Below are 12,655 nucleotides of genomic sequence, written 5' to 3'. Positions count from 1 at the left end.
GTCCTATCTATTGGTCCGCGACGTTGGGCGCCGAGCTGTTTGATTCAGAAGAAGGCGGAGTTGCGCTGAAATAGTCCTTGTCCTCGACCATGCTCTTCAGCAAGGAACGCATGCGAAAACCGGAATTCGCGAAAGCCTGGTAGGCGGCCTTAAAGGCCGAAGCGGGGACATCCTCGCTGTTCACGCCACGGGAGTACGCATAGACCTTACGCGCAAGACACAGCGGGTATTTGGGGTTTTCGTGCAGAAATTGGCCAAGTCCGGCGGCGCCCACGAATTTTCTGCCCTGAATGGTGGCCGTAAGATCGATCAGCTGGCCATTCTCCATGGAGCGGCGCTGACCGATCGTGTCAAAGCCCTCAAGGGATAGCCCGATGGGATCGCTGTGGTTATGGCAGGATGCGCAAGTGCTATTGTTGGCATGCGCCATCAAGCGCTCGCGCACGGTCTTCAACGGGCCGCTGGTATCATTGACCACCGAGAAATCCACATTGGCGGGCGGCGCGGGTGTGGGCTCGCACAGAAAAATATCCATCACTGCCACACCGCGCTTGGTGGGTGAACTGCGGCCGGGATGGGAGAACATCGCCAGCATGCTGGCCTGGGTAAGAACGCCGCTGCGCCCGGAATCGGGCTCGAACTCATACGGCATCCATTCACCCGTGAATTGAAACGGCAGCTGATAATCAGCCGCCAAATTGCGGTTAAGGAAGGTCTTGCGCGTGGTCATCAGGTCGCGCATGTCGCCGTTACTATGCAATGCCAAGTCAATGACGGTGCGCAGCGTCTCTTCTTTCGCTGAAGCGGCAATGCTTGGACTCCACTTGGGATAGAGGATGCTGTCTTTGGAGACCGTATCGAAATTATCGAGCTCCAGCATGTCGTTGAAGAAGGCGCGCATTCCAACGTCCAGGCGCGGCGAAGATATCAAGCGGTCGACCTGCTTCTCGAGGCCGGCGGCGGTGTTCAGGTCGCCCTTCTCGGCCGCCTGCAACAGTTCGGCGTCGGGCGTTGAATCCCACATCAGGTAGCTGAGGCGCGTGGCCCTACTGTAAGAGTCCAGCACCCATTGCTTGTTGCCGGCCGGCACCGCAGTTTCCATGCGGAACACGAAATCCGGCGCCTGGAGCAAGCTGGCCAGGCCATAGCGTAGGCCGGCATAGAAGTCGTTCTGCGACTCGGCGAGTGCGTGACTCAGATTGACGGCGCTTTGGAGCTCGTCCTCGGTTAATGGCCGGCGGTACAGCATCCGTCCAAAATGGCTCAGCACCTGCGGCGTGCAGGCATCATCGGGCGCTTTGGCCGACTTGGGCACGCAAGGCAGCTTGGCGCGGTATTTCTCCTCCGTCGCCTGGGTAGCGATGCTGTCCGCCAGTTTGGTGAAGGATTCAAAGCCCACGGGCGTTACCGAAAGCACCGAAGTGCTGGCTGCCTGCAAGCCGCCAACGCGGATCATGGGCTCGAAGCGACCGCGCACTTCAATCTCAGTGCCGAAGATATCGGCAATGGAGTTGCGATACTCTGCCTCCGTCAGCCGCCTCATGCTCACTATTTCCGAATTGGCGCCGGTCCGGGCTGACGTGATGTCGGCAGCCATCGCGCCGGACACCATCACTATTAGGGATGGAATGGAGATGGCGAGATTTCGCATGCGTTTCATTATTCGGCCTCTCGATAACTACGCGTCCGTTTGCGATTTTCTTTGCGCTCACAATATCGCCCGTTCGCGCGTTCGCTCAAACATGGCATCCCTGCCATCACATCCCTGCTTTGAACTCGACGAAGATGCTGAGATGAAGCGTTCGGTGGCTCAGCTCCGGCGGTGGAAGCGGATAATGCGCGCTCCTGACCGTAGCGAGTGCCGCTTGATCGAGAACTGGAGACCCGCTCGATTGCGCCAAGCTGACCGCCGATACGCGTCCATCGAGAAAGTCGAACGTCACGCGCGCACGACCATGCTGGCCTGAGGCACGCGCCGATGCCGGATAGATCAGCGCACTTTCTACCGCTCGCCGCATTTGGCCTTGAAAGCTCGACATCGCGCCAGCGCTTGGCGCTGTGCTAGCTGCCGCTTGTTGCTGCGCGGGGCGCGCGGCCGGTTTCTTTTGGACCTGCTGCGGCGGTTTTGCTGGCTTCGGGCGCACGACCGGCGCCTCCGCCTTCGGAGGCGGCGGAGTGGGTTCTGGTGGAGCAACCTCCGTCGGCGGTGGAGGGACCTCCGGGGGCGGTGGAGTAACCTGAGGCTCTTCGGGTACCGGAGGAGTCTCTTCCGCCACCGGCGGAGTTTGCGCGACCATAGGAGGCGGATCCGCCGGAGCATCGGCCGGCGCAGGTGGAGCGGCCACTAGCGAGATCTGCATTGTCGGCGTCGACGCGTCGATCCTGACTGGGCGTTGTGTGAGCCAGCCCACGACGGCGAGAAAACACAGTCCCTCCAGCAATAGCGCAGCGGCAAACGAAGCGGGTAGCGCGGAGCGCTCCTGCGGTAGGCTGAAATGATCGGCTGTCGCGATGCTCACAACGATTGCACTCCTACTTGGCGTCCTTCGCGGCGAGGCCCACCTGGACAATGCCGGCTTTGCGGCACGCATCCATCACAGCGAGAAGATTCTGCAGCGTTGTGGTGCCGGCTCCGGCAATGGTAACTGCAGCGTGCTCTCGGTCCGGCTCGGCGGCCAATTTTGCCGTCAGATCGTCGATAGTCAGTTTTTGGCCATCCGTCTCGATAGCGCCGTCGGCAGACAGGGTAACGACGATCTTTGGGTGGGGCAGATCCTGTGTCGTGCTGCTCTGCGGAAGCTGCGAGGCGATGCCGGTCGCCGGGATCATTCGCAACGTGATCATGATGAAGAACACCAGCAAGAAGAGCATGATGTCGATCATCGGGATGATTTCTATGCGGCCCTTCCGCACCTCCAAATATCGCATCGATTAGGTCCCCGTATTCGCGACGGGGTGGATTGCGGGACCGTGAGCACGCCTATCCCCTGCAGCTGCCCGAGGCGCATCGAGACGGTTGACTATGGAAATTTTCAAAGTCTCAAGTTGATGAACGATGAGCCGGGTCCAGTTGTTGAGGCTGTTGAAACAAACGAGACCGACGATGGCGATAAGCAAACCGCACGCGGTCGCGATCAGAGCCTCGCCGACGCCGCCGGTAATCTGGGTCGCCGCATTGCCGGCGTCGCCAAGGACAGCGAACGCCTTGACCATGCCAGCGATTGTGCCGAGAAGGCCGAGCAACGGCGCCAGCGTCACGATCGTGTCGAGCAGCCACAACCGGCTATCCAGCTTGGGGGCCTGCCACAGGATCGCTTCCTCCAGCAGTTCGGACATTCGATGAGCGTCCTTCAGCTCTGAATGGTGGAGTGGCACTTCGAGCAAGGTGCGGTGTGGCAGCCGCGGCGATTTCTCGACGAGGTCTGCAAGCGTCTTCCGGTCCAGGTGCGCGAATTGAGCAACGGTAGCTGTGACGCGCTTTCCGCCGCGGATGGTCCGGCCAAGGTACCAGAAACGCTCGATAATTACGGTGAGCGCGATTAAAAGCAGGATGGCCATTACATACAGAATGCCGTCGGACTGCGCCGCGAGCTCGGTGAGACGATCCAGGGTCATGTTCAATTCCTTCGATGATGATTGGCGTCAGAACTGCACAGTCAGGCTGCTATAGATGTTCCGGCCGACCTGCGTGTAGAACAGGGGGGTGACCGTCGTGCCGGAATAGCCGGCAAAATCTACGATTGCGTGACTGTTGAGGATGTTGTCGATTCCAAACCTTGCGGTAACTACGGTCAAATTAGGCAGGGGGTTCTTGATTTTGTACGTGATGGCCATGTCGAGCTGATTGAATGGTGAGAGCGGCTGCTTTTCCCCGACATCGCCGAAGCGCATGCCGACCCATTTGTCCGTCAGTGAGGCATGCCAATTGCCCTCTTCGTAGATTAGGCCACCTGCGAGCGTCGCGTTCGGCGCCTGGGCGATCCATTGCCCGGTCTGCTTGTTCTTCGCGCTGTTAAGGCTGCCGTTGGCGAAAACGCTAAAGCCGTTACCCACGTGGACTGTTCCTTCAACTTCCACGCCCTTGTAGATGGCACCGCCAGCGTTGAAGTAGTTCGCGATACCGCCGATCGTCTGCGATACGATCATATTGTTGAAGTCGATGTAGTAGAAATCGCCGGCAAGCGTGAACGTCTTGGTCTGATAAGACGTGCCGACCTGATAATTCCAGGTGGTTTGCGGTTGGACGTTGGCTGTGCCGGGCAGAGCAGCGGGTGGAGTCAAAAAGCCTTCCGCCGCCTGCGCATAGACCGACCAGTTAGGCGACAGCTTGTAATTCGCGGCAAGCGATGGCAGCACCTTCGCCCAAGTCTGGCTATACTGCGCCGCCCCGTGCGTGTTCGGATCAACGACCGATTCATAGCTGCGCAGCACATAGGCGTATTTGGCACCGGTGGTGATCGTCAGATCGGGAAGCGCTTTCCAGTCCGCTTCGACAAACGGCTGCACCGTATCCAATGAAAGATGCTGGTCGTAGTTGGCGGAAATGACTTTCTGCCCTAGTGTCATGTCCACATTATAGTTCGCGCGATAAACCGGCTGATGCTCCGCCCAGGTACCGACCTTGATGTCGCCGAAAGTCAGATCTTTTTCGAGAGAGATCACATCGCCGTAGGCGCGGTAGTTCACCGGATTTCGTGTGCCCGGCACATCCTGCACGCCAAACGGCGTGCCAATTGAATTTTCGCTGACATCTTTACCCAGAAGTATCGGTTGGGCGTAGTAATAGCCATACGTGTAGAGCTTCTGGTCGAGATGCCAGCCCTCGCCATAGTCCGACTTGACACCGAGGTACTCGAAGTCCGTCTTCAGATTCCAGCGGTTGTAGCCCGCGTATCCCTGCTTGGTTGGAGAGGACGACAGCCCATAGTCCGGGCCGAAGGCGGCAATTTGAGCAAGCGAAGCACCCTGAAAATAGTTTCGTGTAATATCGTTATAGAGCGTTAGGAAAGTGACGACTGTATTGTCGCTCAGCGGTTGCTCCACTTTCAGGATAGCGTTTCTCCGCTCCTTTCCAACATTGGTAAAATAGCTGTCGCCTTTCGTATATTGCGTGTCAAAGAAAAGCGAAGCACCATTCGCGCCCTTGATCGGACCGGAATCAAATTCGACGCCGTAGAGCTGAGTGTTGAAGCTGCCAAGGCCCGTGGTCGCTGTTGTGGCCATGGTCGACATTGGCGATTTGGTTTGGAGCGCCACGGTGCCGCCGAAAGTCGCATCACCGACGGTCGACGCGGTGCCAGGACCTCGGTCGATAGCGACCTGCCCGAGATCATTGGTCATGATGAAAGTACCGCTGCGCTGGGTGAGCCCGAAGTTCCGAAGCGGAATTCCATCGAGCGTGGTATTAAATTGGCCGTTCTGGAAGCCGCGAATTGAAATCTTGGCGTCGTCCCCGCCGCTTCCGCTCGGCTGAACCATCACGCTCGGCGCAACGTTGATGACGCGGTCGAAGTTGGCCGTCTGCGGAATGTTATTTTCGATATAGTGCCTGCTGATGACGGAGGTCGGTTGCGTCACCGTTAAGGGCGTTGTCGTGGGCGCTTGATACACGGCCGAATTGACATCGCCAGCACTGTCTGAAGTCTGGACAGTCCCGAGATCGGTCATCTGGGCATGCGCACCTGTCGCTCCCACTACCGGCGGAACGCTCGCAGCTAACCAAAGCGCGGCGTCGATAAAGCGGCGGCTGATCCGTCGCCGGTCTGCAGTATTCGAACGTCGCATCTGAAGCCCCTTCTGTCTTCTCGCTTGCACCGCCTCGCTGCTTATCGCCCCGGCGTTGGCTCACGCTCTTGGCGCTTCATTTGTACAGTCGGATGACGCTCATCGAATAATTGGATGCGACCTTGCGCAGTTGCGATGATCTGTTCCGCCTTCGGCTGTTGCGCGCTTACTTTGGTGGAGATCGCTCGCGAATTGGACCTGGGCGGTTAGCAATGGGCTCCACTACCTGAGTTCAATCCGCCTTCGTCTCGCGATTGGAAACTTATCTCTCTCAAAAGCTCATCGAGCGGTCCAGCGAACAGTCAAATTGGCCGACCTGGACCGGCGACCTGCTGATGCACTCGTTGGCGGAGTGAAGATCCCGCTTTAGGAAACACATGCACGCGCCGCGAGACGGAACCGAACCGCAGGGTCGTGCGGGCCTTTCATACGATCTTTCCTAGGCGCGCTCGTTCCTTCAGGTACTCATCATGGCCTTACTGATCTTCCCCGCTCCTTCTACCGCTTCATGATATGGCGCAAGAACGCCGTGACGCGACAGACGTAGTCCATCGCGATTCTCGATGATTTCATTTGAAAATGCGATAATCCGAGTGGCTAGCGCCTCACAGAGCGAGTAGACGTCGGCGAAAATTGCTTCACGGTTGGCAGGTATTCCATCTTGTCTCTCGGTGCAGAACGGCTCAGCGTCGTCCGCCCTTCTGAAACCAAGGCCATGGCGGCTCGCGCCGCCGAACTGCGCGATCAGGGCGAAGATGTGATCACGCCCAGTGCGGGCGAACCGGATTTCGACATGCCCTCCGCGATCAGCGAGGCCGGCATCCGCGACGGGCGGACGAAATACACGCCCGTCGCCGAGGTCAAGCCGCTGCGCGAGGCGATCCGCAAGAGTCTCGGTCGCGATCACGGGCTCGATTATGGTATCGACCAGATCACGGTTGGTTGTGGTGCCAAGCAAGTTGTCTTCAACGCGCTCCTCGCCAGTCTCGATCCGGGCGACGAGGTGGTGATTCCGACGCCGTGCTCGGTCTCCTATCCCGACATGGTGGCGCTCGCCGGCGGGCGGCCGGTTCTCATCCCTTGCGATGAATTCCACGGCTTCAAGCTGCGGCCTAAAGCGCTGGATGTGGCGATCACGCCGCGAACCAAATGGCTGATCCTGAACTCACCCTGCAATCCGACCGGGGCGGTTTACGGCCGAAGCGAGCTACTGGCGCTCGCCGAGGTACTGCGCCGCCGTCCCCACGTCCATGTGTTGTCTGATGACATCTATGAGAAGCTCACCTATAGCGCTGCCTTCGCTACCATGGCTGCGGTCGCGCCGGACCTCTACGCGCGCACGCTGACGGTCAATGGCGTATCCAAGGCCGACGCAATGACAGGCTGGCGTGTCGGATATGGCGCGGGGCCTCTGGCGCTCATCAAGGCCATGAACCTCGTCCAAGGCCAGACCTCGTCGCATACCAGCTCGATTTCGCAATATGCCGCCATCGAGGCGCTGTCCGGCGGACGGCACCATATCGAAGAATTCGCGAGTGCATTTCTCGAGCGCCGCGATGTCGTTATCGGCAAGCTGAACCAGGCCGATGGGCTTTCGTGCCGGGTCCCGGCAGGTGCGTTCTACGCTTTCCCCTCCTGCGCGGGTGTTATCGGCAAGCGCAAGCCAGACGGCAAGGTGATCGAAACCGACGCCGATTTCGCCACGTATCTGCTCGGCGCGTTTGCGGTTGCCGTCGTTCCCGGTAGCGGCTTCATGGCCTCGCCTTATATCCGCATTTCCTATGCCTCGTCGCTCGAGGACCTCACCCGCGCCTGCGACCGCATCATTGCCGCCTGCGCCGCCCTGTCCTGAAAGTCTTCCGATGTCCCCTGCCAAACGCCTCCGCGCCCGCATGGCCAAGACCAGCCTTGTCCACATCATGGCTGCCCATAGCCCGCTTTCAGCGATCCTCGCGGAAGAGGCCGGATTCGACGGCCTGTGGGCCTCCGGCTTCGAGCTATCCGCGCTATTTGGCCTGCCGGACATGAGCCTGATCTCGATGACACAGCATCTCGACATGGTGCGGGCGATCGCCGGACGCACGGCCCTGCCCATCGTCGCCGATATCGATACGGGCTATGGCAATGCGATCAATGTCATCCATGCCATTGGCGAATACGAGCGGGCCGGCGCCAGCGCCGTTGTCATCGAGGACAAGACCTTTCCGAAGGTGACCAGCCTTATTGCCGACGGTCGCCAGGAACTGCTGCGCATTGAGGAGTTTCAAGGCAAAATCGAGGCTGCCGTCGCGACAAGACGGGAGCCGAATTTTCTCGTCATCGCGCGCACCGAAGCGCTGATCGCGGGCCGCGGCGAAGCGGAAGCCCTGCATCGCGCGAAAGCCTATGTGGAGGCTGGGGCCGACATGATCCTGATCCATTCCAAGAAGAAGGATCCTTCCGAGATCGAAAGCTTTTCGCGCGCCTGGACCCGACAGGTGCCGCTGGTGATCGTGCCGAACGCCTACCCTGACCTCAGTGCCGAGCGGGTGAAGGCGCTCGGCAATATCCGCATGATGATCTACGGGAATTATGGCATCCGCGCTGCCGCAACTGGTATGCAGGAGGCGTTCCGCCGGATCATCGCCGATGGGGGTGTCCAGAACGTCCACAAGGACATTCTGCCGGTCGAAGAGATTTTCAGACTTCAGAAGATGGACGAGGCTAAGGCCGGTGAAGCTCGGTTCCTTCGCTGAACGAGCTCTCCTTCCCGTCGCGACAATCAAGATTAACACAGTCGACGGCTCCCGAACCAGGGCGATCGTGACGCTGTTGAGAAAATTTGAGTAAACTGCATTCTCCTCCAGAAGGTCGAGTGATGTCGTTCGCGAGAAGAGGTGATCACGCCGATCACTCTCACGGCGCGCTTAAATGCGGCTCTGGAGCCGACGGTCGATCGACGTGTTGGGCCTGACTGTACGGATCGTACCGACTTACGCGGAGCCGCCGGTTTTCTGCCCGAGATATCGATGATAAGCAGCAATCCGGCTATAAAGATCAACTAATGTGATGGAATATCCTCAGTTGGCAATGCCCACCGTGAAAATTGGCGGACATCCCAGAACTTGCCGGAACAGAAGATGGCTAGCGACGACGATGAAGTGCCCCTCAACGCAATCCGCGTGTTCGTGGCGATCGCGCGAGAAGGAAGCGTAACGCGCGCGGCTAGCGCGTTGGGAGCGACACAGAGCTCCATCAGTCGGTATCTGGCCGTGCTGCAAGATTATCTGGGTACTGACCTCATCGAACGACGCGGCAAGCGGAGCGAACTGACGGAATTCGGCAGGATTTTTGCGAACACCGTCGCCGAGCCGCTAGACACAGTGTGCTTCACCGCTAAGAGAATGCGCCGGCGGAATCGTCCCAACGCCAATCGGATTGTGGTCCGTACGTCGCTTTCGACCTTCGCCCACTCCCTTCTGATTCCGAATCTACAGGCATTTTCGGCCGAAACAGGCGGCGTAATCGTGGATGTGATCAGTTCACTGTCTCAGCCGACATCTTCCGACGACTACGACGTCTTGATTACACGCGATCTTTCCATGATCGAATCGGCCGATAATTGGGAGGTCTACAACGAGCAACTCGTCTGCGTGGGCTCGCCAAATCACGTGCAGGGCAAGAATCTCTCAGTCGTTCGCTCGATGCCGATTCTGAACATCACATCCCGGCCCGACATACTGCCCACATGGCTGCGGGCGATGAACCTGACCTTTGCAGACATAGAATCAGGCGCGCGATACGATCACAATTACCTTGCTCTACCGGCGGTCATGACAGGAAAATGCCTTCTGGTGGCGCCCGAAATTGTTGTCAGCGATCTAGTGCGCCGAGGCATTCTGCACGTGGTACCAGGGTCACGTACCGCCAGCGGCATGCAATATCGGGCCTATGCGGTCGACCGGAGTGACAATTCTGAAATCTCTCGTGCTTTTTGCCGGTGGCTAGTCCGCCTTTGCAAAAAGGCCGCTCTGCTGGAAGCCGCTTAATATCGCGCTAGCTATCGCAGCGCTAGCTGTTCGAGGGATCCTCCAACAAGCGCCGAGAGCTGTCCGAGCTAGCAAGCGTTTTCTTCGGCGTCTGGGCTGTCGGAGCAGCCATGTGTTCGGCCTGTTAACGCAGTTCACGTGACCGCTGGCCTTTCGCGGATCAGATCCTGGTCAAAAGCACACATTCGGTGATATGCGGGTCGTCCTAATCACCGGATCGACCGGCCCAGCATTACGTGCTGTTAGCCCCCCAACCGATACGTCACACCGGATGTCTGGCGCGATCTCTCACGCCGCGAGCGCGATAGGTTCCCTGTACCGCTCATCCCTGGCCATCATGGCCCACGCCATGCGGGTCCAGAGATCGCCGACGGAAATCGTGCTGCCATTGACGTTAATCCTTTCAGGATCGAGGCCGAGCCGGTCGCTGCAATGGATGATCTGCGCGGCGAAGGCCCGATTATGCGAACGGAACCGACGAGGCCAACACCGATTGCGGTGAGATCAACATCATATTGGTATTGATGTGAATCTCTTGCTTAAGCGCCCTCTAAGCAGACCATGGGCGCTACCCGAGCAGTCGAAGCTTGGACGTTTGAAGATCGAACCATCGGGCGTTTGGTTCGCGAACTTGCCGCACTTTGAGGCCGCGCCCGCGGCGATCTGATCGGCAATGAGCAGTTGATGATCACCGGCCAGAACGTCCTTTACCGTTAGCTGCACTCTTTCAGCGCGAGCAAATTATACTTCCAGACGCCGTCAGCGTGGGTTTGCAAAAGCTTATTGCCGGCAGCACTGATCCGCACGCCGACCCAAGCTGTTGCCCCACTTTCGGCCGTGTAGAAGTGGTGAGTTCCTCGCTCGATTAATCGGACAATATTCGGAACCGTATCCTTCCAACGCCCTGCTCCGTCTGGCTTGGGCCCACCTACGTGCGTGATGTGCTCGTGGGGACTCTTACGGTCTGGCTTATTAACGCAATCAATCCTGTAGTCAGCCACTGCCGCTACCCTTTCATAAACAAGATGACCCGTCCGAAGCACCGAGCCATTGATCTCGAAGAAAGGGCCAGCTAGATTCCAGTGTTCGAGACACGACTAGCGGGGCTTCGGCCCTGGTTACGAGCTCAGCCGGGACAAGCTCCCCGATTGATCGCAAATGCCACGCCGAGAGTCCGACGGTAACGCCTATCAGAAGAAGCTCGAGTCTCGATTGATTGGCAGAAGAGCGATCGATCTTGCCGTCCTCGGCTCGATGATCGAATAGCTAGCCCCTGCTGCAAAGCAGCGCTCCCACGCTCCTGCAAAAAACTCGGCGGAAAGTTTGAATGCCCTGCCGACGGAAGCCCAGTTTGACAAGGTGCGAGGCGCCGGAGCGGCACTTCCAGCTTAAGGGTCGAACTGAATCGCACGCCTGCAACAGACAGTTGCAAGGCCAAAAATAGCTATTTGCTATTTTATACTTGACTAATATTAGCTATTTGCTAATATTCAGCGATGGAAATTCGCTCAAGGCCGCGAGGACGAATACCGCCTGCGGGTTGGCGATTGGCGCGTCATCTTCACCCAGGACGGCGTTATCCTGAGCGTGTTGAAGGTGGCCCCGCGCAGCAGCGCTTACGAGGACTAGGACCATGAGCAAGCCCAATGTCATCACGACCCCGAGCGGAGAACGCATGGTGCTCATTCCTCTCGAGGAATATGAGCGCCTGACTGAAGCCACCGAGGACGCGGCCGACGCGCGCGATCTTGACGAGATCAAGCGCCGCCTCGCGACTGGCGAAGAGGAATTGATCCCGGCGGAGGTCGTGGACCGAATCCTCGACGGCGAAAACAAGCTCCGTGTCTGGCGCGAGTATCGCGGCATGTCCGCAAAGGATTTGGCCGAGGCAACCGGTCTCGCTGCGCCCTACATCTCGCAGCTCGAAAATGAAAAGCGGGATGGTACCGTCGAGACATTTAAGAAGATTGCGGCCGCACTCCGCGTCGATATCGACGACATCGTTTAGAACTGTACCCGCAAATATCGATATCCGAGCCAACGGGCGATCGCGGCACGCGGCAATTCGCACCTCGTCTCGATCGGATAGATGATTTCCGTGGACATCGGAACGGATGATCACCTGCAAGCTGCCGGTCGTCCTCAGCGTAGAGGAAGTCGCGCGGCTGCTCGATGCCGCACCGGGGCTGAAGTACAAGGCGGCACTGAGCGTGGCCTACGGCGCCGGCCTGCTTGCCACCGAGGTGATCTCGCTCAAGGTCGCCGACATCGACAGCAAGCGCATGATCACGAGTTTGGCCGGTTCGCGGCCCTCTCACGACAGCGGCGCGGCGAGCGGCGACGGTGAAGGTGATCAGGCGCGAATCCGCGCATACTTCACGGAATTTGTCACAAACAGAAAGCCTCGGCTGAAAACAGCTTCCTCGTACCACCGAGTTTTTGTTTTCCGGACTTTATGATTGTCAGGCCGTCAAGCTGGACGCGAGGTGACGGTTGAAGCGTCGGGACGTTTTCATCGACGCTCATTCCCCGCCGTGTGAGCGGTGAAAAGAATGCAATGTCGGCGCCTGCGCGTGGGCTCGTCCGTGAGACGTTCGAGCAGTTGGGCAAAATGGAATGAAAGCCAACAACCCGAGCAATGAGGCGAAGGAGGCACTAAGTCGCGTTTTGACAGTGATTGCCAGCACGAAGCTGCATCGAGAAAGTATAGGGAGGCTAAGCAGCCGGCCGTTTGCCGCATCAAGCAAACGGAGTGACGCATTCAAGACAAAATCTGGTCACCGGCAACTCGCTATAGGGCTTCGACCGTGCCACTCGAATTTCGAGATCTACGCTGGGCGATC

11 protein-coding genes and 2 pseudogenes are annotated in these 12,655 nt (G+C 58.5%); 6 read left to right on the top strand and 7 right to left on the bottom strand.

Annotation, left to right across the window (positions count from 1 at the left end; all coding sequences use genetic code 11):
- Window positions 1–7: 7 nt before the first annotated feature.
- The 5 genes from F758_RS0122495 to F758_RS0122475 all read right to left on the bottom strand — a co-directional run bounded on the left by F758_RS0122495 (window position 8) and on the right by F758_RS0122475 (window position 5,784).
- The gene (locus tag F758_RS0122495; RefSeq protein ID WP_084305579.1) at window positions 8–1,660 is read right to left on the bottom strand and encodes a DUF1592 domain-containing protein; all 1,653 of its coding nucleotides are present in this window, start codon (window positions 1,658–1,660) and stop codon (window positions 8–10) included.
- A 97-nt stretch (window positions 1,661–1,757) separates the two neighbouring features.
- The gene (locus F758_RS53325; RefSeq protein ID WP_157450109.1) at window positions 1,758–2,039 is read right to left on the bottom strand and encodes an energy transducer TonB; all 282 of its coding nucleotides are present in this window, start codon (window positions 2,037–2,039) and stop codon (window positions 1,758–1,760) included.
- 493 nt (window positions 2,040–2,532) lie between these two features.
- Window positions 2,533–2,928, bottom strand: coding sequence for an ExbD/TolR family protein (locus F758_RS0122485; RefSeq protein ID WP_024509984.1), 396 nt, complete (start codon window positions 2,926–2,928; stop codon window positions 2,533–2,535).
- Between the two features lie 3 nt (window positions 2,929–2,931).
- Complete coding sequence (locus F758_RS0122480) at window positions 2,932–3,615, bottom strand: MotA/TolQ/ExbB proton channel family protein (RefSeq protein ID WP_024509983.1); 684 nt, start codon at window positions 3,613–3,615, stop codon at window positions 2,932–2,934.
- 27 nt (window positions 3,616–3,642) lie between these two features.
- Window positions 3,643–5,784: a TonB-dependent receptor gene (locus F758_RS0122475; protein ID WP_084305575.1), complete on the bottom strand. Its 2,142-nt coding sequence runs from the start codon at window positions 5,782–5,784 to the stop codon at window positions 3,643–3,645.
- A 715-nt stretch (window positions 5,785–6,499) separates the two neighbouring features.
- On the opposite strand from F758_RS0122475, the gene F758_RS0122470 reads away from it, so the two are divergent.
- The 3 genes from F758_RS0122470 (at window position 6,500) to F758_RS0122460 (ending at window position 9,812) form a co-directional block, all read left to right on the top strand.
- Window positions 6,500–7,636 (top strand): pyridoxal phosphate-dependent aminotransferase, encoded by a 1,137-nt coding sequence (locus F758_RS0122470; protein WP_157450108.1) that lies wholly within the window; start codon window positions 6,500–6,502, stop codon window positions 7,634–7,636.
- A 10-nt stretch (window positions 7,637–7,646) separates the two neighbouring features.
- Window positions 7,647–8,519 carry an isocitrate lyase/phosphoenolpyruvate mutase family protein gene (locus tag F758_RS0122465; protein WP_024509980.1) on the top strand — a complete coding sequence of 291 codons (873 nt, stop codon included), beginning with the start codon at window positions 7,647–7,649 and terminating at the stop codon, window positions 8,517–8,519.
- 384 nt (window positions 8,520–8,903) lie between these two features.
- Entirely contained in the window at window positions 8,904–9,812 is a 909-nt protein-coding gene (locus F758_RS0122460; RefSeq protein WP_024509979.1) for a LysR family transcriptional regulator, read from the top strand.
- Window positions 9,813–10,100: 288 nt separating this feature from the next.
- Here F758_RS0122460 and F758_RS53320 read toward each other — a convergent pair.
- Both F758_RS53320 and F758_RS47995 read right to left on the bottom strand, forming a co-directional pair.
- Window positions 10,101–10,262: pseudogene (locus F758_RS53320) on the bottom strand (hypothetical protein); the annotation flags it as partial.
- Window positions 10,263–10,525: 263 nt separating this feature from the next.
- On the bottom strand, window positions 10,526–10,813 hold the full coding sequence (locus tag F758_RS47995) for a DUF3892 domain-containing protein (protein ID WP_084305573.1): 288 nt from the start codon (window positions 10,811–10,813) through the stop codon (window positions 10,526–10,528).
- A gap of 487 nt (window positions 10,814–11,300) precedes the next feature.
- Here F758_RS47995 and F758_RS53005 point away from each other — a divergent pair, with 487 nt between their 5' ends.
- The 3 genes and pseudogenes from F758_RS53005 to F758_RS47990 form a co-directional block, all read left to right on the top strand.
- Window positions 11,301–11,441: a type II toxin-antitoxin system RelE family toxin gene (locus F758_RS53005; RefSeq protein ID WP_349543147.1), complete on the top strand. Its 141-nt coding sequence runs from the start codon at window positions 11,301–11,303 to the stop codon at window positions 11,439–11,441.
- Window positions 11,442–11,445: 4 nt separating this feature from the next.
- Window positions 11,446–11,820: a helix-turn-helix domain-containing protein gene (locus F758_RS0122445; RefSeq protein WP_024509978.1), complete on the top strand. Its 375-nt coding sequence runs from the start codon at window positions 11,446–11,448 to the stop codon at window positions 11,818–11,820.
- Window positions 11,821–11,938: 118 nt separating this feature from the next.
- Window positions 11,939–12,100 (top strand): annotated as a pseudogene (locus F758_RS47990) (integrase); the annotation flags it as partial.
- Between the last annotated feature and the right edge of the window lie 555 nt (window positions 12,101–12,655).

Source organism: Bradyrhizobium sp. ARR65 (assembly GCF_000472385.1).
Lineage (GTDB): Bacteria > Pseudomonadota > Alphaproteobacteria > Rhizobiales > Xanthobacteraceae > Bradyrhizobium.
Note: the sequence above shows the minus strand (reverse complement) of the source record. Positions and strands in the feature narration are given on the sequence as shown.

Excerpts from the sequence above, each read along its gene's own strand:
- F758_RS0122475 (WP_084305575.1), bottom strand. The coding sequence starts at position 5,784 with ATGCGACGTTCGAATACTGCAGACCGGCGACGGATCAGCCGCCGCTTT.
- F758_RS0122465 (WP_024509980.1), top strand. The coding sequence starts at position 7,647 with ATGTCCCCTGCCAAACGCCTCCGCGCCCGCATGGCCAAGACCAGCCTT.
- F758_RS53325 (WP_157450109.1), bottom strand. The coding sequence starts at position 2,039 with ATGTCGAGCTTTCAAGGCCAAATGCGGCGAGCGGTAGAAAGTGCGCTG.
- F758_RS0122495 (WP_084305579.1), bottom strand. The coding sequence starts at position 1,660 with ATGAAACGCATGCGAAATCTCGCCATCTCCATTCCATCCCTAATAGTG.
- F758_RS0122470 (WP_157450108.1), top strand. The coding sequence starts at position 6,500 with ATGGCGGCTCGCGCCGCCGAACTGCGCGATCAGGGCGAAGATGTGATC.
- F758_RS0122460 (WP_024509979.1), top strand. The coding sequence starts at position 8,904 with ATGGCTAGCGACGACGATGAAGTGCCCCTCAACGCAATCCGCGTGTTC.
- F758_RS0122445 (WP_024509978.1), top strand. The coding sequence starts at position 11,446 with ATGAGCAAGCCCAATGTCATCACGACCCCGAGCGGAGAACGCATGGTG.
- F758_RS0122480 (WP_024509983.1), bottom strand. The coding sequence starts at position 3,615 with ATGACCCTGGATCGTCTCACCGAGCTCGCGGCGCAGTCCGACGGCATT.
- F758_RS0122485 (WP_024509984.1), bottom strand. The coding sequence starts at position 2,928 with ATGCGATATTTGGAGGTGCGGAAGGGCCGCATAGAAATCATCCCGATG.